Below are 16,660 nucleotides of genomic sequence, written 5' to 3'. Positions count from 1 at the left end.
GCTCAGCAGCACCCGGCCCCGGGCAGCGTCCGCCGGTTGCGCGCCTCCCTGCTGCGCGCGGCGAGCAGCCCGTCCGCCGGGTAGCCGACCTCCTCCAGCGTCAGCCCGTGCGGCCGCACGACGTGCACGGCCGAGTCCCGCACACCGGCGGCCAGCACCTTGGCGGGCCATTCCGGGCCGCGGTGCCCGTCCCCCACGAACAGCAGCGCCCCGATCAGCGAACGCACCATGTTGTGGCAGAAGGCGTCGGCCCGGACGGTGGCGGTGACGATCCCGTCGTCGCCCTTCGTCAGACTCAGCTCCTGGAGCGTGCGGATCGTGGTCGCGCCCTCCCGCTTCTTGCAGTACGCGGCGAAGTCGTGCTCGCCGAGCAGCTGCCGGGCGGCCTCGTTCATGACGTCCACGTCGAGCGGCCAGTCGTGCCACAGGACGTGCCCCCGCAGCAGCGGATCGACGCCCCCGGGGTTGTCGGTGACCCGGTAGGCGTACCGCCGCCAGATCGCCGAGAACCGCGCGTTGAACCCGCTCGGCGCCTCCCGCAGCGCCCACACCCGCACATCCTTCGGCAACCGCCCGGCGAGCCGCTTGAGCAGCTTCTCGTGGTGCTCACGCCAGACCGCCTCCGGCAGATCGACATGGGCGACCTGGCCGCGCGCGTGCACCCCGGCGTCGGTGCGCCCGGCCACGGTCAGCTCGTACGTCGTCCCGCCCGACCGTGTGACGGTCCGCAGCGCGTCCTCGATCTCCCCCTGGACGGTTCGCCGTCCCCCGGCCTGCTTGGCCCACCCGGAGAACCCGGCCCCGTCGTAGGACAGGTCCAGCCGCACCCGCACGAACCCGGGCTGTGCTTCGTCACTCACGTACAGATCCTCTCAGCAACACAAAAGCGGGCCCGCTCCTCGAAAGAAGCGGACCCGCGATCGCCCTGAAGGGGCGCGGGGAACTGCGCGACCAGCCACGACGAACCCGCAGCCGTAAAACGCACAGCCCCCGGCAGAACGCTTACGCGTCCTTGGACTCCTCGGCCGCGTCGGCCTCGGTCTCCTCTGCGGCCGGAGCGGCCTCGGCGACCGGAGCGGTCTCGGCGTCCTTAGCGGCACGCTTCGTGGCGGCCTCGGCCTCGCCCGTCGCCTGCTGCGCGACGGTCAGCGCCTCGACCAGCTCGATGACGGCCATGGGCGCGTTGTCGCCACGACGGTTACCGATCTTGGTGATGCGGGTGTAGCCACCGGGACGGTTCTCGTAGCGCGGGCCGATCTCGGTGAAGAGCGTGTGCACGATGCTCTTGTCCGTGATGACCTGGAGCACCTGACGGCGGTTGTGAAGGTCGCCCTTCTTCGCCTTGGTGACCAGACGCTCGGCGTACGGACGCAGCTTGCGCGCCTTCGCCTCGGTGGTGGTGATGCGGCCGTGCTCGAACAGCGCCTTCGCGAGGTTCGCGAGGAGCAGCTTCTCGTGCGCGGCGCTGCCGCCCATACGGGCACCCTTGGTGGGCTTCGGCATGGTGTTTCTCCTAGGTGTCTGCCCCGGCCGTATCAGGTACCGGGGTCAGTATCCGAGCAGACGGTCGTCTGTCGAAGATCCAGGCCCCCGCAGGGGCCTGGAAGGGGCGCGGGGCGGTGTCGATGTGCGACTCCGTCGCGTGGGCGCGACCAGCCACAACCGGCCCGCAGTCGCAGTATCGCCTCCCCGCGGAGCGCTCAGTACTGCTCGGTCTCCACGAAGCCCGCGTCCGCGTCGTCGTCCGCCCCGAAGGCGTCCGCCGCGGCGGTCGGGTCGAATCCGGGCGGGCTGTCCTTGAGGGCCAGGCCCATGCCGGCCAGCTTCGCCTTGACCTCGTCGATCGACTTCGCACCGAAGTTGCGGATGTCGAGCAGGTCGGCCTCGGAACGTGCCACGAGCTCACCCACGGAGTGGATGCCCTCGCGCTTGAGGCAGTTGTACGACCGAACGGTGAGCTCGAGCTCCTCGATCGGCAGGGCGAGATCGGCGGCGAGGGCGGCGTCCGTGGGGGACGGGCCCATGTCGATGCCCTCGGCGTCGATGTTGAGCTCACGGGCGAGACCGAAGAGCTCGACCAGCGTCTTACCGGCGGAGGCCATGGCGTCACGGGGACGCATCGCCTGCTTGGTCTCGACGTCGACGATCAGCTTGTCGAAGTCGGTGCGCTGCTCGACACGCGTGGCCTCGACCTTGTACGTGACCTTGAGAACCGGCGAGTAGATCGAGTCGACCGGGATACGGCCGATCTCCTGACCGATCTGCTTGTTCTGCACAGCCGAAACGTAACCGCGACCGCGCTCGACGGTCAGCTCCATCTCCAGCTTGCCCTTGCCGTTGAGCGTGGCGAGGACGAGGTCGGGGTTGTGCACCTCGACACCGGCCGGGGGCGCGATGTCGGCGGCGGTGACCAGACCCGGGCCCTGCTTGCGCAGGTACATCACGACCGGCTCGTCGTGCTCCGAGGAGACGACCAGCTGCTTGATGTTGAGGATCAGGTCGGTGACGTCCTCCTTGACGCCCGGCACGGTGGTGAACTCGTGCAGCACGCCGTCGACGCGGATGGACGTGACCGCCGCACCCGGGATCGACGACAGGAGGGTCCGGCGGAGGGAGTTGCCGAGGGTGTAGCCGAAGCCCGGCTCCAGCGGCTCGATCACGAACCGGGAGCGGAACTCGTCGACGACCTCTTCGGTCAAAGAGGGACGCTGAGCGATCAGCATGGATGAATCCTTCAGTCAGGGGCGCCCGCTATTTGACGCCCGACTCGGTACTGCAAGGGTACGGGCGACACGCCCGGAACAGGACGTGCCGCCCGAAACCCGAAAAAACCCGGGACGACCGTGCGTCAGACGCGACGGCGCTTCGGCGGACGGCAGCCGTTGTGCGGGGTCGGGGTGACGTCCTGGATGGAGCCGACCTCGAGGCCCGTGGCCTGCAGGGAGCGGATGGCGGTCTCACGACCGGCGCCCGGGCCCTTTACGAAGACGTCGACCTTGCGCATGCCGTGCTCCTGCGCGCGACGGGCAGCCGACTCGGCGGCCATCTGCGCGGCGAACGGCGTGGACTTGCGGGAGCCCTTGAAACCGACGTGGCCGGCGGAGGCCCACGAGATCACGTTTCCGGCCGGGTCCGTGATGGACACGATCGTGTTGTTGAACGTGCTCTTGATGTGCGCCTGGCCGTGCGCGACGTTCTTCTTTTCCTTGCGGCGCACCTTCTTGGCAGCGCCCTGACGACCCTTGGGGGGCATCTACAAACTCCTACGGGGAGGTGGTCGGTCCTACAGCGAAGACCGCTGATGAAGCGTTGTCCGCTGAGGACTACTTCTTGCCCGGCTTCTTCTTGCCGGCGATGGCGCGACGCGGGCCCTTGCGGGTACGAGCGTTCGTGCTGGTGCGCTGACCGCGGACCGGCAGACCACGACGGTGACGGAGACCCTGGTAGCAACCGATCTCGACCTTGCGGCGGATGTCGGCCTGGATCTCGCGACGAAGGTCACCCTCGGTCTTGATGTTGGCGTCCACGTACTCGCGGATCGCGACGAGCTGCTCCTCGGAGAGGTCGCGAACGCGGGTGTTCGGGTCGACGCCGGTCGCTGCCAGCGTCTCCTGGGAAAGGGTCCGGCCGATGCCGAACACGTAGGTGAGGGCGACCTCCACACGCTTTTCGCGCGGGATGTCAACACCGGAAACGCGTGCCATTCAATGGCTCCAGTTTGATCTTCGGAGGTCTGCCACAGGACCGACTCCCAGCCGCCGTCCTCTTCACTGCGGAAGATTTGGTACGGACTGGGTCCCCGGCCTCCGAACCGGGGGTGTCAGGCGGTACGACCGCCCGGGCCCTGCGTATGAACATATTCAGCTCGCGTCGCGCGAAGTCTCTGCGATGTCGATGCAGAGGGTGTGATCTCTGAGCGATCAGCCCTGGCGCTGCTTGTGGCGCGGGTTCTCGCAAATGACCATGACCCGACCGTGACGGCGGATCACCCTGCACTTGTCGCAGATCTTCTTGACGCTCGGCTTGACCTTCATGAAAGTGAGGTTCTCCGGGTCAGTTGCCGGCAACCCCGCACGCGGGAGAGCGCACGGAGCCTGGGCAAGATCTACTTGTAGCGGTAGACGATCCGGCCACGCGTCAGGTCGTACGGAGACAGCTCCACCACGACCCGGTCGTCAGGGAGGATACGGATGTAGTGCATACGCATCTTGCCGCTGATGTGTGCCAGGACCTGGTGGCCGTTCTGGAGCTCGACCTTGAACATGGCGTTCGGAAGAGACTCGACGACAGTGCCCTCGATCTCGATGGCACCTTGCTTCTTGGCCACGCTTCGCCCTTCGAATCGACTACCTTGATCGACTCCCCACCCATTCCCTTACGGGTACATGCGGACATGCGGGTGCACGGGAGTCGACGAGTCAGTCTACGTCAGCCCCGACGGAAACACGAATCGAGGAGTCTGCCCCGCCGGGGAGATCCTTAAGCGGCACACCCGCCCACCTGCCCCGGGCCGGACCTAGGCCAGCGGATCGGGCGCGGCCTCGATCCCGTGCTCGGCCAGCTTCGCCCGGCCGCCGTCGGGAGCGGTCAGCACCAGCGGCCCCGCCTCCGTCAGCGCGACCGAGTGCTCCCAGTGGGAGGACCACGTGCCGTCCGTCGTGATGACCGTCCAGTCGTCCTCGAGGACCTCGGTCCGCGGCGTGCCCAGCGACACCATCGGCTCGATCGCGAGGCAGAACCCGGGAACCAGCTTCGGCCCCTTCCCCCGCCGCCGGTCGACGTAGTTCAGCAGGTGCGGGTCCATGTGCATCTCGGTGCCGATGCCGTGACCGCCGTAGTCCTCGACGATGCCGTACCGGCCGCCGCCCGGCTTGGGCTGCCGGCGGATGTACGTCTCGATCGCCCGCGACACGTCCACCAGGCGGTTGCCGAGCTTCATCGCGGCGATCCCGGCCCACATGGACTCCTCGGTGACCCGGGACAGCTCGACCAGCTCCGGGGCGTGGCCGCCGCCCACGAACGCCGTGTACGCCGCGTCGCCGTGCCAGCCGTCCACGATCGCGCCGCAGTCGATGGAGATGATGTCGCCGTCCTTCAGGACGACCTCGTCGGAGGGGATGCCGTGGACGACGACGTCGTTCACCGAGGTGCAGATCGTCGCCGGGAAGCCGCCGTACCCCAGGAAGTTCGACTTCGCGCCGTTCTCCGCCAGCACCTTGCGGGCGACGTCGTCGAGGTCCTTCGTGGTCGCCCCCGGCACCGCCGCTTCCCGCGTGGCCGCGTGGATGGCGGCGACGACAAGCCCCGCCGCCCGCATCTTGGCGATCTGTTCGGGGGTCTTGATCTGCACCATGACGGTCTGCGCCTCCTGGGCCACTGGTATCGCGACGCTCCACAATACGCGTACGCACGCATGTACGCCGACGCGCCCGAGGCGTCCCCCTTTCCGGGACCGGACCCCCTTTCCGGGACTGGACCCCCTTTCCGGGGCCGGGACCCGAAACGCAGGACGCCCGGCGGGGAAACCCCGCCGGGCGTCTGCACAGACTGCTCGCCGCACCGCACCGGTCGTCGACCGCGCGGCGCGAACGCTGCTACTTGCCGTCCTCGTCGCGCTGGAGCGCGTCCATGGCACGTGCCGTGACCTCGTCGACCCTGCCGAGCGCGGAGATGGTGACGACCAGGCCCTGCGCCTTGTAGTAGTCGATGATCGGCTCGGTCTGCGTGTGGTAGACCTCCAGCCGCGTCCGGACGGTCTCCTCGGTGTCGTCGTCCCGCTGGTACAGGCCGCCGCCGCAGACGTCGCAGACGCCCTCCGACTTCGGCGGGCTGTAGGTGGCGTGGAAGACGTGGCTGGAGTCCTTGCGGCAGATCCGCCGCCCGGCGATCCGCTTGACGACCTCTTCCTCGGGGACCTCGAGGTCCAGGACCGCGTCCAGCTTCATGCTCTCGGCCTGCAGCACCTCGTCGAGCGCCTCGGCCTGGGACACGTTGCGCGGGAAGCCGTCGAGCAGGAAACCACCCTCGGCGTCCGGCTGCTCCATGCGGTCCTTGGCCATCGCGATGGTGACCTCGTCCGGTACGAGGTTGCCCGCGTCCATGTAGGACTTCGCGAGCTTGCCGAGCTCCGTCTGCTGGCTGATGTTGGCCCGGAACAGGTCGCCCGTGGAGATGTGCGGGATCGACAGGTTCCTGGCCAGGAACGCGGCCTGCGTCCCCTTACCGGCACCCGGCGGCCCGACGAGCACGATACGCATCAGCGGAGGAACCCTTCGTAATTGCGCTGCTGGAGCTGGCTCTCGATCTGCTTCACCGTCTCGAGACCCACACCCACGATGATCAGGATGCTCGTCCCGCCGAACGGGAAGTTCTGGTTCGCGTCGAAACCGACCAACGCCATCGTCGGCACGAGAGCGATCAGACCCAGATACAGCGAACCCGGCCAGGTGATCCGGTTGAGGACGTACGACAGGTACTCAGCGGTCGGCCGGCCAGCCCGGATGCCCGGGATGAAGCCACCATACTTCTTCATGTTGTCGGCTACTTCCTCGGGGTTGAAGGAGATAGCCACGTAGAAGAACGCGAAGAAAACGATCAGCAGGAAGTACGTGACGATGTAGATCGGGTGGTCGCCCTTGGTCAGGTTGGTCTCGATCCAGGTCTTCCAGCTGGAGGTCCCACTGGAGAACTGAGCGACCAGAGCAGGGATGTACAGCAGCGACGAGGCGAAGATGACCGGGATCACACCGGCCTGGTTCACCTTGAGCGGGATGTACGTCGACGTACCGCCGTAGGAACGGCGGCCGATCATGCGCTTCGCGTACTGCACGGGGATACGGCGCTGGGCCTGCTCGACGAAGACCACCAGGCCGACCATGACCAGGCCGACCAGGACGACGGTGCCGAACTCGATCCAGCCACCCGCCAGCGTGCCCTGCTTCTTGATGGCCCACAGCGCGGAGGGGAACGTCGCGGCGATCGAGATGAACATCAGGATCGACATGCCGTTGCCGATGCCGCGGTCGGTGATGAGCTCACCGAGCCACATGACCATGGCCGTACCGGCGGTCATGCAGATGACCATCACGATCGTGGTGAAGATCGCACGGTCCGGGACGATGCTCGAGGCGACGGAGCAGCTGGAGAACAGGGCGCCGCTGCGGGCGGTGGCCACCAGGCCGGTGCCCTGCAGGATGGCGAGGGCCACCGTGAGGTACCGCGTGTACTGCGTGATCTTCGCGGTGCCGGCCTGGCCCTCCTTCTTGAGGGCTTCCAGGCGCGGGATGACCACGGTCAGCAGCTGGAGGATGATGCTCGCCGTGATGTACGGCATGATCCCCAGCGCGAAGATGGTGATCTGCAGCAGCGCACCGCCGCTGAACATGTTCACCAGACCGAAGATTCCCTGCTGGCCGGATGCCTCGTCCACGCAGCGCTGAACGGACGTGTAGTCGACGCCGGGAATCGGGATGTGCGTGCCGACCCGGTAGACGACGATGATCCCGAGCGTGAAGAGCAGCTTCTTGCGCAGGTCGGGCGTCCTGAACGCCCGGGCGAACGCGGTGAGCACGGTGCCTCCTGCGACCCCCGCGCATCTGCGTCAAGGGTGACGGTCTTGAGGGGCCAATAAGAACAACGACATACGACAACGACATGAGTAACGGTCGACTGCCGCTCAAGGTGCCCTCTTGGGGGAACCTTGTGAAAAGAGGGCAGCGCTGGTCACCATACCCGCGACATGCCTGCCCTAGGAACGACCAACCGGGGATACCCCATTTGTGGGGTATCCCCGGTCGGGATCGATCAAGTCATCGAGACGCCTGAGGTGATCAGATGAGCTCGGTGACGGTACCGCCGGCGGCGGTGATCTTCTCCTTGGCGGAGCCGGAGACGGCGTCGACCGTCACCTGCAGCGCCACGGAGATCTCGCCCTGGCCCAGGACCTTGACGAGGCTGTTCTTGCGAACGGCGCCCTTGGCGACGAGACCCTCGACGGTGACCTCGCCACCCTCCGGGTACAGCGCGGCCAGCTTCTCGAGGTTCACGACCTGGAACTCGGTCTTGAACGGGTTCTTGAAGCCCTTCAGCTTCGGCAGACGCATGTGGAGGGGCATCTGCCCACCCTCGAAGCGCTCCGGAACCTGGTAGCGGGCCTTCGTGCCCTTGGTGCCACGACCGGCCGTCTTACCCTTCGACGCCTCACCACGACCGACACGGGTCTTCGCGGTCTTGGCGCCCGGGGCGGGACGGAGGTTGTGGATCTTGAGCGGGTTGTTTTCCGCCATGATCAGTCGACCTCCTCGACCGTCACGAGGTGGCGGACGGTGTGCACCATGCCGCGGAACTCGGGGCGGTCCTCCTTGACGACCACGTCGTTCAGGCGCTTGAGCCCGAGCGAACGCAGGGTGTCACGGTGGTTCTGCTTGCTGCCGATGTACGACTTCGTCTGCGTGATCTTGAGCTGAGCCATTACGCAGCACCAGCCCCGGCACGCGCACGAAGCAGAGCCGCGGGAGCGACGTCCTCGAGGGGCAGACCACGGCGTGCCGCGATCTCCTCGGGACGCTGCAGGCCCTTCAGGGCCTCCACGGTCGCGTGCACGATGTTGATCGCGTTCGACGAGCCGAGCGACTTCGACAGGATGTCGTGTACGCCGGCGCACTCGAGCACGGCACGCACCGGGCCACCGGCGATGACGCCGGTACCGGGGGAAGCCGGCTTGAGCAGGACGACGCCCGCGGCCTTCTCGCCCGTGATCGGGTGCGGGATGGTGCCCTGGATACGCGGGACCTTGAAGAAGTGCTTCTTGGCCTCCTCAACGCCCTTGGCGATGGCGGCCGGCACCTCCTTGGCCTTGCCGTATCCGACACCCACGGTGCCGTCACCGTCGCCCACCACGACCAGCGCGGTGAAGCTGAAGCGACGACCACCCTTCACAACCTTGGCGACACGGTTGATCGCGACGACGCGCTCAACGTACGCGGTCTTCTCGGCGGCAGCAGCGCCGCCGTCACGGCCCTTCCGGTCCCGCCGCTCGCCGCCACCGGCACCGCTTCCACGGCGCTGGGGTCCAGCCATTGGATTACCTCTCTCTTTCCGCTAGCTACGGAAGCGGCTCAGAACTTGAGCCCGGCTTCGCGGGCGGCGTCCGCCAGGGCGGCGATGCGCCCGGCGTACTGGTTACCACCACGGTCGAACACGACAGCCTCGACACCGGCAGCCTTGGCGCGCTCGGCGACCAGGGCGCCGACCTGCTTGGCCTGCGAGGACTTGTCGGCCTCACCACCGCGGATCGTGGTGTCCAGGGTCGACGCCGACGCCAGGGTGTGACCCTTGATGTCGTCGATGACCTGAGCCACGATGTGGCGGTTGGAGCGCGTCACGACCAGGCGCGGACGCTCCGCCGTACCCGAGATGTGCTTACGGATCCGGATGTGGCGACGCTTGATCGCGGCACGCTTGTAAGCGTCGCCCTTGAGGATCTTCTGTCCGTATGCCATGGCTTACTTACCCGCCTTTCCGACCTTGCGGCGGATGACTTCGCCCTCGTACTTGACACCCTTGGCCTTGTACGGGTCGGGCTTGCGCAGCTTGCGGATGTTGGCCGCAACCTCGCCGACCTTCTGCTTGTCGATGCCCTCAACCTGGAAGCGGGTCGGGGTCTCCACCTTGAAGGTGATTCCCTCGGGCGCCTCGACGGTGATCGGGTGGCTGTAACCGAGCGCGAACTCGAGGTTCGAGCCCTTCGCGGTCACGCGGTAACCGACACCACTGATCTCGAGCTTCTTCACGTAACCCTCGGTCACGCCGGTGATCATGTTCGCCACCAGCGTGCGGGACAGGCCGTGCAGGGCCTTGCTCTGACGCTCGTCGTTGGGGCGAGTGACGTTCAGGACGCCGTCCTCAGCCTTGGCGATCTCGATCGGCGAAACGACGGTGTGGGTCAGCGAGCCCTTGGGGCCCTTGACCGAGACCGTCTGGCCGTCGATGGTGACGTCCACGCCGGCGGGAACCGTGATGGGGAGCTTGCCAATGCGCGACATAGCTGTTTCCTCCGTTCCCTTCCGCTACCAGACGTAGGCGAGAACTTCTCCGCCTACGCCCTTCTTGCCGGCCTGCTTGTCGGTGAGGAGACCGTGCGACGTGGAGATGATCGCCACGCCGAGGCCACCGAGCACCTTGGGCAGGGAGGTGGACTTCGCGTAAACCCGGAGACCGGGCTTGGAGATCCGCTTGATGCCCGCGATGGAGCGCTCACGGTTCGGGCCGAACTTGAGCTCGAGGGTGAGGTTCTTGCCGACCTCGGCGTCCTCGACCTTCCAGCCCGTGATGAAGCCCTCCTGCTGGAGGATCTCCGCGATGTGAGACTTGATCTTCGATGCCGGCATCGTCACGGAGTCGTGGTACGCCGAGTTCGCGTTCCGCAGACGCGTAAGCATGTCTGCGATCGGATCAGTCATGGTCATGAATTGGCCTGTGGCCTCTCTCGCCGGGGTTTCCTGGTGCGCCATCCCTCTCCCCGATCCGAGACGGGACGGGTGCGGCGCGGTGGACCTACGGCGTAGTAAGTCGTACGGGCGACCGTCAGGGCGCCCAACCCTCCCAGCCTAAGCCATGGAGGGGTGGGCACCTGACACGCCCATTGCTTACCGAGAGCCTCTGGAAACCCTAAAAGGGGGTTCTACCAGGAGCTCTTGGTCACGCCCGGCAGCTCGCCGCGGTGAGCCATCTCACGAAGGCACACACGGCAGAGGCCGAACTTGCGGTACACGGAGTGGGGACGGCCGCAACGCTGGCAGCGGTTGTACGCGCGCACAGCGAACTTGGGCTTGCGAGCAGCCTTCGCGATCAGAGCCTTCTTCGCCATCTCGCTCACGCCTCCTTGAAGGGGAAGCCGAGGTGACGAAGGAGCGCACGGCCCTCAGCGTCGTTGGTCGCCGTGGTGACCACGGTGATGTCCATACCCCGGACACGGTCGATCTTGTCCTGGTCGATCTCGTGGAACATGACCTGCTCCGTGAGACCGAAGGTGTAGTTGCCACGGCCGTCGAACTGCTTGGGGGACAGACCGCGGAAGTCGCGGATGCGCGGGAGCGCGAGCGACAGGGTGCGGTCCAGGAACTCCCACATGCGGTCGCCACGAAGCGTGACGTGGGCGCCGATCGGCTGACCCTCACGCAGCTTGAACTGCGCGATGGACTTGCGGGCCTTGGTGACGGCCGGCTTCTGACCGGTGATCGTGGTGAGGTCGCGGATGGCGCCCTCGATCAGCTTGGAGTCGCGGGCGGCGTCGCCCACACCCATGTTGACCACGATCTTGACGAGGCCGGGGATCTGCATGACGTTCTCGTAGGAGAACTCCTCACGCAGCTTGCCCGCGATCTCCTCGCGGTACTTCGTCTTCAGACGCGGAGTGGTGGTGGTAGCCATCAGATGTCCTCACCCGTCCGCTTGGCAACGCGGATCTTGTTGCCCTCGTCGTCGAAGCGGTAACCGACGCGCGTGACGACCTTGTTGCCGTCCTTCTCCACGACCAGCTGAACGTTGGACACGTGGATCGGGGCCTCGGTGGTCACGATGCCGCCGGCCTGCGAGCCCTTGGCGGTCGGACCGGCCTTCGTGTGCTTCTTGACCCGGTTGACACCCTCGACCAGGACGCGGTCCTCACGGGGGAAGGCCGCGATGACCTTGCCCTGCTTGCCCTTGTCCTTACCGGTGATGACCTGGACCAGGTCGCCCTTCTTGATCTTCATGCTTACAGCACCTCCGGAGCCAGCGAGATGATCTTCATGAACTTCTTCTCGCGCAGCTCGCGCCCGACCGGGCCGAAGATGCGGGTGCCGCGAGGGTCGCCGTCGTTCTTCAGAATGACGGCGGCGTTCTCGTCGAAGCGGATGTACGAGCCGTCCGGACGGCGGCGCTCCTTGACGGTGCGAACGATGACCGCCTTGACGACGTCACCCTTCTTCACGTTGCCACCGGGGATCGCGTCCTTGACGGTGGCGACGATGACGTCACCGATGCCCGCGTAGCGGCGACCGGAGCCACCGAGCACACGGATGCAAAGGATTTCCTTCGCACCAGTGTTGTCGGCGACACGCAGTCGCGACTCCTGCTGGATCACGTCTATCTCCTGTTTGTCTGCCGGTTCCCGGCAGGGGCCGCCTCTCACGAGGTGGAGCCCCTGCCGAGCCTGGCGGAACTGTCCTGCGGGGCCCCTATGTGTTAGGGCCGCAGGAGAATTACTTGGCCTTCTCGAGGATCTCGACGACGCGCCAGCGCTTCGTCGCGGACAGCGGCCGGGTCTCCGCGAGGAGGACACGGTCGCCGACGCCCGCGGCGTTCTGCTCGTCGTGAGCCTTGAGCTTGTTCGTACGGCGGATGACCTTGCCGTACAGCGCGTGCTTCACACGGTCCTCGACGGCGACGACGACGGTCTTGTCCATCTTGTCGCTGACGACCAGACCCTCACGGGTCTTGCGGAAGCCACGGGCCTCGGTCGTGGTGTTCTCGGTCACGTTGCTCTCGCTCATCAGGCGCTCTCCACCGTCTCGATGCCCAGCTCGCGCTCACGCATCAGGGTGTAGATCCGCGCGATGTCCTTACGGACGGCCTTGAGCCGACCGTGGTTCTCGAGCTGACCCGTCGCCGCCTGGAAGCGGAGGTTGAACAGCTCTTCCTTGGCTTCGCGGAGCTTGTTGAGAAGCTCCTCGTCACCCAGTTCGCGCAGCTCGGACGCCTTGGTACCGGCCGACATCACGCTTCACCTGCCTCGCGCTTGACGATCCGGCACTTCATCGGCAGCTTGTGGGCTGCGCGAGTCAGGGCCTCACGGGCGATCTTCTCGTTGGGGTAGGACAGCTCGAACATGACCCGTCCCGGGTGCACGTTCGCGATCCACCACTCGGGAGAACCCTTACCGGAACCCATGCGGGTCTCGGCAGGCTTCTTCGTGAGCGGGCGGTCCGGGTAGATGTTGATCCAGACCTTGCCGCCACGCTTGATGTGGCGGGTCATCGCGATACGGGCCGCCTCGATCTGGCGGTTGGTCACGTACGCCGGCGTGAGGGCCTGAATGCCGTACTCGCCGAACGAGACCGTCGTACCGCCCTTGGCCTGACCACGGCGCTTCGGGTGGTGCTGCTTGCGGTGCTTGACCCTACGGGGGATCAGCATGTCGGTCAGGCCTCCGTTCCGGTGCTCTCAGCCGGAGCGGCAGCCGCCGGAGCCTCGGCCTTGGGGGCCTCGGCAGCGGGAGCCTGCTGCGGCTTACGACCGCGACCGCCACGCTCGCCGCCACGGCCACCACGGGCCGGGCGGTCGGCGCCGCCGCCACCACGGGCCGGGCGGTTGCCGGCGCGGGCTGCGGCGTTCTCGGCGCGGACCTCGGCGATGTTCTTGACGTCGCCCTTGTAGATCCAGACCTTCACGCCGATGCGGCCGAAGGTCGTCTTGGCCTCGAAGAAGCCGTAGTCCACGTTCGCGCGGAGCGTGTGCAGGGGCACGCGGCCCTCGCGGTAGAACTCCGAGCGGGACATCTCGGCGCCGCCGAGGCGGCCACCGCACTGGATCTTGATGCCCTTGGCGCCGGCCTTCATGGCGGACTGCATGCTCTTACGCATGGCCCGACGGAAGGAGACGCGGGAGGAGAGCTGCTCGGCGACGGCCTGGGCCACCAGCTGAGCGTCGACCTCGGGGTTCTTCACCTCGAGGATGTTCAGCTGGACCTGCTTCTTGGTCAGCTTCTCCAGGTCGCCGCGGATACGGTCGGCCTCGGCGCCGCGGCGGCCGATGACGATGCCCGGACGCGCGGTGTGGATGTCGACGCGGACGCGGTCACGGGTGCGCTCGATCTCCACCTTCGAGATACCGGCGCGCTCCATGCCGGACGTCATCATCCGACGGATGGCGACGTCCTCGCCGACGTATTCCTTGTACGACTTGTCGGCGTACCAGCGGGACTTGAAGTCCGTGGTGATGCCGAGCCGGAACCCATGCGGGTTAACCTTCTGGCCCATTACCGGGTCCCTTCCTTGCTGCTGACGACCACGGTGATGTGGCTGGTCCGCTTGCGGATCCGGTAGGCGCGGCCCTGGGCACGCGGACGGAACCGCTTCAGGGTCGGGCCCTCGTCGACGTACGCCTCGGAGATGAAGAGGCTGTCGGCGTCAGTGTGGTCGTAGTTGTGCGCGGCGTTGGCGATGGCGCTGTCCAGCACCTTGCCGACCGGCACGCTCGCGGCCTGCGGGGCGAAACGCAGGACCGCCTGAGCCTCCGTGGCGTCCATGCCACGGATAAGGTCCACCACCCGGCGGGCCTTCATGGGCGTGACGCGGATGTACCGCGCCTGGGCCCTGGCTTCCATGGTTGTCCTTCCAGTGTCTGTCATGGTCATTCCACCCCGCGTTAGCGGCGCTTCGACTTCCGGTCGTCCTTGACGTGACCCCGGAAGGTGCGCGTCGGCGAGAACTCGCCGAGCTTGTGGCCGACCATCGACTCGGTGACAAACACCGGAATGTGGGTCTTGCCGTTGTGCACCGCGATCGTGTGACCCAGCATGGCCGGGATGATCATCGAGCGACGGGACCAGGTCTTGATGACGTTCTTGGAACCGGCTTCGTTCTGGGCGTCCACCTTCTTTACGAGGTGTCCGTCGACGAAGGGCCCCTTCTTGAGACTGCGCGGCATCTAAACCCGCTCCTAGCGCTTCTTGTTCGTCTTGCGGCGGCGGACGATGTACTTGTTCGAAGCCTTCTTCGGCGAACGAGTACGACCCTCCTTCTGACCCCAGGGGCTGACCGGGTGGCGACCACCGGAGGTCTTGCCCTCACCACCACCGTGGGGGTGGTCAACCGGGTTCATCGCCACACCGCGAACGGTCGGGCGGACGCCCAGCCAGCGCTTGCGGCCGGCCTTGCCCCAGTTGATGTTGCTCTGCTCGGCGTTGCCGACCTCGCCGACCGTGGCGCGGCAGCGCTGGTCGACCAGGCGGATCTCACCGGACGGCATGCGGAGGTGGGCCATGGTGCCCTCCTTCGCGAGCAGCTGCACGGAGGCACCGGCGGAGCGGGCGAACTTGGCGCCGCCACCCGGACGGATCTCGATCGCGTGAAGCGTCGTACCGACCGGGATGTTGCGGATCGCCAGGTTGTTGCCCGGCTTGATGTCGGCCCCGGGACCGTTCTCGACGCGGTCGCCCTGCTGCAGGTTGCGCGGGGCGAGGATGTAGCGCTTCTCGCCGTCGGCGTAGTGCAGCAGCGCGATGCGCGCGGTGCGGTTGGGGTCGTACTCGATGTGCGCGACCTTCGCCGGCACGCCGTCCTTGTCGTGACGACGGAAGTCGATCACTCGGTAGGCGCGCTTGTGTCCGCCACCCTGGTGGCGAACGGTCACACGACCGGCGTTGTTACGGCCGCCCTTGCTGTGCAGCGGGCGGACCAGCGACTTCTCCGGCGTGGACCGCGTGACCTCGACGAAGTCGGCGACGCTGGAGCCACGACGGCCCGGCGTAGTCGGCTTGTACTTGCGGATTCCCATTATTCAGTCCTCGTCCGATATCGGACGATCCGGACCGCCATCAGGCGGTCGGACCGCCGAAGATGTCGATACGGTCGCCCTCGGCAAGGGTCACGATCGCGCGCTTCGTGCCGGCACGCTGACCGAAACCGGTCTTGGTGCGCTTGCGCTTGCCGATGCGGTTGATCGTGTTGACCCCGGTGACCTTGACCGAGAAGACCGCCTGGACGGCCTGCTTGATCTGGGTCTTGTTGGCGTTGGGGTCGACGATGAACGTGTACTTGTTCTCGTCGAGGAGCGCGTAGCTCTTCTCCGACACGACCGGCTTCAGCAGCACGTCACGGGGGTCCGTGTACGCCTTGCTGGGCGCGGTGACGACGGTGTTCTTGCCCTCGGCCTCGTGGCGCTTCGCCTTGGCGACGCGCGCGGCCTTGGCGGCCTTGGCCGCCTTGGAGGCGATGCTCGGGTGACGCGTAGCCATCAGGCGTCACTCCCTTCGGTGTCGTTGGCCTTGTTCGGGCCGGACACGAAGGACTCAAGAGCGGCCTGGGTGAAGACCACGTCGTCCGAGACGATCACGTCGTACGTGTTCAGCTGGCCCGGCTCCAGGATGTGCACCTGGGGCAGGTTGCGGGCGGACAGCCACGCGGCCTCGTCGGCGCGGTCGACGACCAGGAGCAGGTTCTTGCGCTCCGAGATCTTGCCGAACAGCGTGCGAGCGGCCTTGGTGGAGGGAGCCTCGCCCTCGATCACGCCGGTGACGACGTGAATGCGGTTGTGGCGGGCCCGGTCGGTGAGGGCGTGACGCAGAGCGGCAGCCTTCATCTTCTTCGGGGTCCGCTGCGAGTAGTCACGCGGCTGCGGGCCGTGGACGACGCCACCGCCGGCGAACTGCGGCGCGCGGGTCGAGCCCTGGCGCGCGCGGCCGGTGCCCTTCTGGCGGTAAGGCTTCTTACCGCCACCGCGAACCTCGCCGCGGGTCTTGGTCTTGTGCGTGCCCTGACGGGCAGCCGCGTTCTGCGCGACGACGACCTGGTGGATCAGCGGGATGCTGACCTTCTCCACGCCGAAGATCTCCGCGGGGAGCTCGACGCTACCGGTCTTCTCGCCGGCAGGCGAAAGGATGTCAACAGTGCTCATCGGT

General features: G+C 66.8%; 29 protein-coding genes. All 29 read right to left on the bottom strand.

Features of this window, described 5'->3' with window-relative positions; translation table 11 throughout:
- Positions 1–2: 2 nt before the first annotated feature.
- The 29 genes from truA to rplD all read right to left on the bottom strand — a co-directional run bounded on the left by truA (position 3) and on the right by rplD (position 16,656).
- A complete protein-coding gene (truA, locus tag QA802_RS25450) occupies positions 3–860 on the bottom strand; it encodes a tRNA pseudouridine(38-40) synthase TruA (protein ID WP_334526958.1) in 858 nt (285 codons plus the stop codon).
- Between the two features lie 142 nt (positions 861–1,002).
- Positions 1,003–1,503, bottom strand: a complete 501-nt coding sequence (rplQ, locus tag QA802_RS25445) for a 50S ribosomal protein L17 (RefSeq protein ID WP_334526955.1) — start codon at positions 1,501–1,503, stop codon at positions 1,003–1,005.
- 197 nt (positions 1,504–1,700) lie between these two features.
- The gene (locus tag QA802_RS25440) at positions 1,701–2,723 is read right to left on the bottom strand and encodes a DNA-directed RNA polymerase subunit alpha (protein ID WP_306949759.1); all 1,023 of its coding nucleotides are present in this window, start codon (positions 2,721–2,723) and stop codon (positions 1,701–1,703) included.
- A 125-nt stretch (positions 2,724–2,848) separates the two neighbouring features.
- Positions 2,849–3,253 (bottom strand): 30S ribosomal protein S11, encoded by a 405-nt coding sequence (gene rpsK, locus QA802_RS25435; protein WP_010354218.1) that lies wholly within the window; start codon positions 3,251–3,253, stop codon positions 2,849–2,851.
- Between the two features lie 70 nt (positions 3,254–3,323).
- Positions 3,324–3,704, bottom strand: a complete 381-nt coding sequence (gene rpsM / locus QA802_RS25430; RefSeq protein WP_020132619.1) for a 30S ribosomal protein S13 — start codon at positions 3,702–3,704, stop codon at positions 3,324–3,326.
- 216 nt (positions 3,705–3,920) lie between these two features.
- Positions 3,921–4,034, bottom strand: a complete 114-nt coding sequence (rpmJ, locus tag QA802_RS25425) for a 50S ribosomal protein L36 (protein WP_003998809.1) — start codon at positions 4,032–4,034, stop codon at positions 3,921–3,923.
- 71 nt (positions 4,035–4,105) lie between these two features.
- Positions 4,106–4,327, bottom strand: a complete 222-nt coding sequence (gene infA / locus QA802_RS25420; RefSeq protein ID WP_003948620.1) for a translation initiation factor IF-1 — start codon at positions 4,325–4,327, stop codon at positions 4,106–4,108.
- Positions 4,328–4,516: 189 nt separating this feature from the next.
- Positions 4,517–5,353, bottom strand: a complete 837-nt coding sequence (gene map / locus QA802_RS25415) for a type I methionyl aminopeptidase (protein WP_334526951.1) — start codon at positions 5,351–5,353, stop codon at positions 4,517–4,519.
- Positions 5,354–5,594: 241 nt separating this feature from the next.
- Entirely contained in the window at positions 5,595–6,257 is a 663-nt protein-coding gene (locus tag QA802_RS25410) for an adenylate kinase (RefSeq protein ID WP_334526948.1), read from the bottom strand.
- The gene (secY, locus tag QA802_RS25405; protein ID WP_319164310.1) at positions 6,257–7,570 is read right to left on the bottom strand and encodes a preprotein translocase subunit SecY; all 1,314 of its coding nucleotides are present in this window, start codon (positions 7,568–7,570) and stop codon (positions 6,257–6,259) included. The genes QA802_RS25410 and secY overlap by 1 nt, the downstream gene beginning before the upstream one ends.
- 259 nt (positions 7,571–7,829) lie before the next feature.
- Positions 7,830–8,285, bottom strand: coding sequence for a 50S ribosomal protein L15 (gene rplO / locus QA802_RS25400; RefSeq protein ID WP_319164309.1), 456 nt, complete (start codon positions 8,283–8,285; stop codon positions 7,830–7,832).
- A 2-nt stretch (positions 8,286–8,287) separates the two neighbouring features.
- Complete coding sequence (gene rpmD, locus QA802_RS25395; RefSeq protein ID WP_030788246.1) at positions 8,288–8,470, bottom strand: 50S ribosomal protein L30; 183 nt, start codon at positions 8,468–8,470, stop codon at positions 8,288–8,290.
- Positions 8,470–9,078, bottom strand: a complete 609-nt coding sequence (rpsE, locus tag QA802_RS25390; RefSeq protein WP_010354225.1) for a 30S ribosomal protein S5 — start codon at positions 9,076–9,078, stop codon at positions 8,470–8,472. Before rpsE ends, rpmD begins: the two co-directional genes overlap by 1 nt.
- Before the next feature lie 38 nt (positions 9,079–9,116).
- Positions 9,117–9,500 (bottom strand): 50S ribosomal protein L18, encoded by a 384-nt coding sequence (gene rplR, locus QA802_RS25385; RefSeq protein WP_057584673.1) that lies wholly within the window; start codon positions 9,498–9,500, stop codon positions 9,117–9,119.
- A 3-nt stretch (positions 9,501–9,503) separates the two neighbouring features.
- A complete protein-coding gene (gene rplF, locus QA802_RS25380) occupies positions 9,504–10,043 on the bottom strand; it encodes a 50S ribosomal protein L6 (protein WP_057584674.1) in 540 nt (179 codons plus the stop codon).
- A gap of 24 nt (positions 10,044–10,067) precedes the next feature.
- Complete coding sequence (rpsH, locus tag QA802_RS25375) at positions 10,068–10,466, bottom strand: 30S ribosomal protein S8 (RefSeq protein ID WP_030788259.1); 399 nt, start codon at positions 10,464–10,466, stop codon at positions 10,068–10,070.
- A gap of 215 nt (positions 10,467–10,681) precedes the next feature.
- The gene (locus tag QA802_RS25370; protein ID WP_030890724.1) at positions 10,682–10,867 is read right to left on the bottom strand and encodes a type Z 30S ribosomal protein S14; all 186 of its coding nucleotides are present in this window, start codon (positions 10,865–10,867) and stop codon (positions 10,682–10,684) included.
- 5 nt (positions 10,868–10,872) lie between these two features.
- Positions 10,873–11,430 carry a 50S ribosomal protein L5 gene (gene rplE, locus QA802_RS25365; RefSeq protein ID WP_030788262.1) on the bottom strand — a complete coding sequence of 186 codons (558 nt, stop codon included), beginning with the start codon at positions 11,428–11,430 and terminating at the stop codon, positions 10,873–10,875.
- Positions 11,430–11,753, bottom strand: a complete 324-nt coding sequence (gene rplX / locus QA802_RS25360; protein WP_030039760.1) for a 50S ribosomal protein L24 — start codon at positions 11,751–11,753, stop codon at positions 11,430–11,432. Before rplX ends, rplE begins: the two co-directional genes overlap by 1 nt.
- 2 nt (positions 11,754–11,755) lie before the next feature.
- A complete protein-coding gene (gene rplN, locus QA802_RS25355; RefSeq protein ID WP_003998823.1) occupies positions 11,756–12,124 on the bottom strand; it encodes a 50S ribosomal protein L14 in 369 nt (122 codons plus the stop codon).
- A 118-nt stretch (positions 12,125–12,242) separates the two neighbouring features.
- Entirely contained in the window at positions 12,243–12,533 is a 291-nt protein-coding gene (gene rpsQ, locus QA802_RS25350) for a 30S ribosomal protein S17 (RefSeq protein WP_069770397.1), read from the bottom strand.
- Positions 12,533–12,757, bottom strand: a complete 225-nt coding sequence (gene rpmC / locus QA802_RS25345) for a 50S ribosomal protein L29 (RefSeq protein ID WP_005481220.1) — start codon at positions 12,755–12,757, stop codon at positions 12,533–12,535. Before rpmC ends, rpsQ begins: the two co-directional genes overlap by 1 nt.
- Complete coding sequence (gene rplP, locus QA802_RS25340; protein WP_006140905.1) at positions 12,757–13,176, bottom strand: 50S ribosomal protein L16; 420 nt, start codon at positions 13,174–13,176, stop codon at positions 12,757–12,759. Before rplP ends, rpmC begins: the two co-directional genes overlap by 1 nt.
- A 5-nt stretch (positions 13,177–13,181) precedes the next feature.
- On the bottom strand, positions 13,182–14,018 hold the full coding sequence (rpsC, locus tag QA802_RS25335; RefSeq protein ID WP_057584676.1) for a 30S ribosomal protein S3: 837 nt from the start codon (positions 14,016–14,018) through the stop codon (positions 13,182–13,184).
- A complete protein-coding gene (gene rplV, locus QA802_RS25330; RefSeq protein ID WP_003974262.1) occupies positions 14,018–14,365 on the bottom strand; it encodes a 50S ribosomal protein L22 in 348 nt (115 codons plus the stop codon). The genes rpsC and rplV overlap by 1 nt, the downstream gene beginning before the upstream one ends.
- A gap of 41 nt (positions 14,366–14,406) precedes the next feature.
- The gene (gene rpsS / locus QA802_RS25325; protein WP_020132632.1) at positions 14,407–14,688 is read right to left on the bottom strand and encodes a 30S ribosomal protein S19; all 282 of its coding nucleotides are present in this window, start codon (positions 14,686–14,688) and stop codon (positions 14,407–14,409) included.
- Between the two features lie 12 nt (positions 14,689–14,700).
- Positions 14,701–15,537: a 50S ribosomal protein L2 gene (rplB, locus tag QA802_RS25320; RefSeq protein ID WP_306949763.1), complete on the bottom strand. Its 837-nt coding sequence runs from the start codon at positions 15,535–15,537 to the stop codon at positions 14,701–14,703.
- A 40-nt stretch (positions 15,538–15,577) separates the two neighbouring features.
- On the bottom strand, positions 15,578–15,997 hold the full coding sequence (gene rplW, locus QA802_RS25315; protein ID WP_057584678.1) for a 50S ribosomal protein L23: 420 nt from the start codon (positions 15,995–15,997) through the stop codon (positions 15,578–15,580).
- The gene (rplD, locus tag QA802_RS25310; RefSeq protein ID WP_057584679.1) at positions 15,997–16,656 is read right to left on the bottom strand and encodes a 50S ribosomal protein L4; all 660 of its coding nucleotides are present in this window, start codon (positions 16,654–16,656) and stop codon (positions 15,997–15,999) included. The genes rplW and rplD overlap by 1 nt, the downstream gene beginning before the upstream one ends.
- Positions 16,657–16,660 lie beyond the last annotated feature (4 nt).

It is taken from the genome of Streptomyces sp. B21-105, assembly GCF_036898465.1.
Taxonomy (GTDB): domain Bacteria; phylum Actinomycetota; class Actinomycetes; order Streptomycetales; family Streptomycetaceae; genus Streptomyces.
Note: the sequence above shows the minus strand (reverse complement) of the source record. Positions and strands in the feature narration are given on the sequence as shown.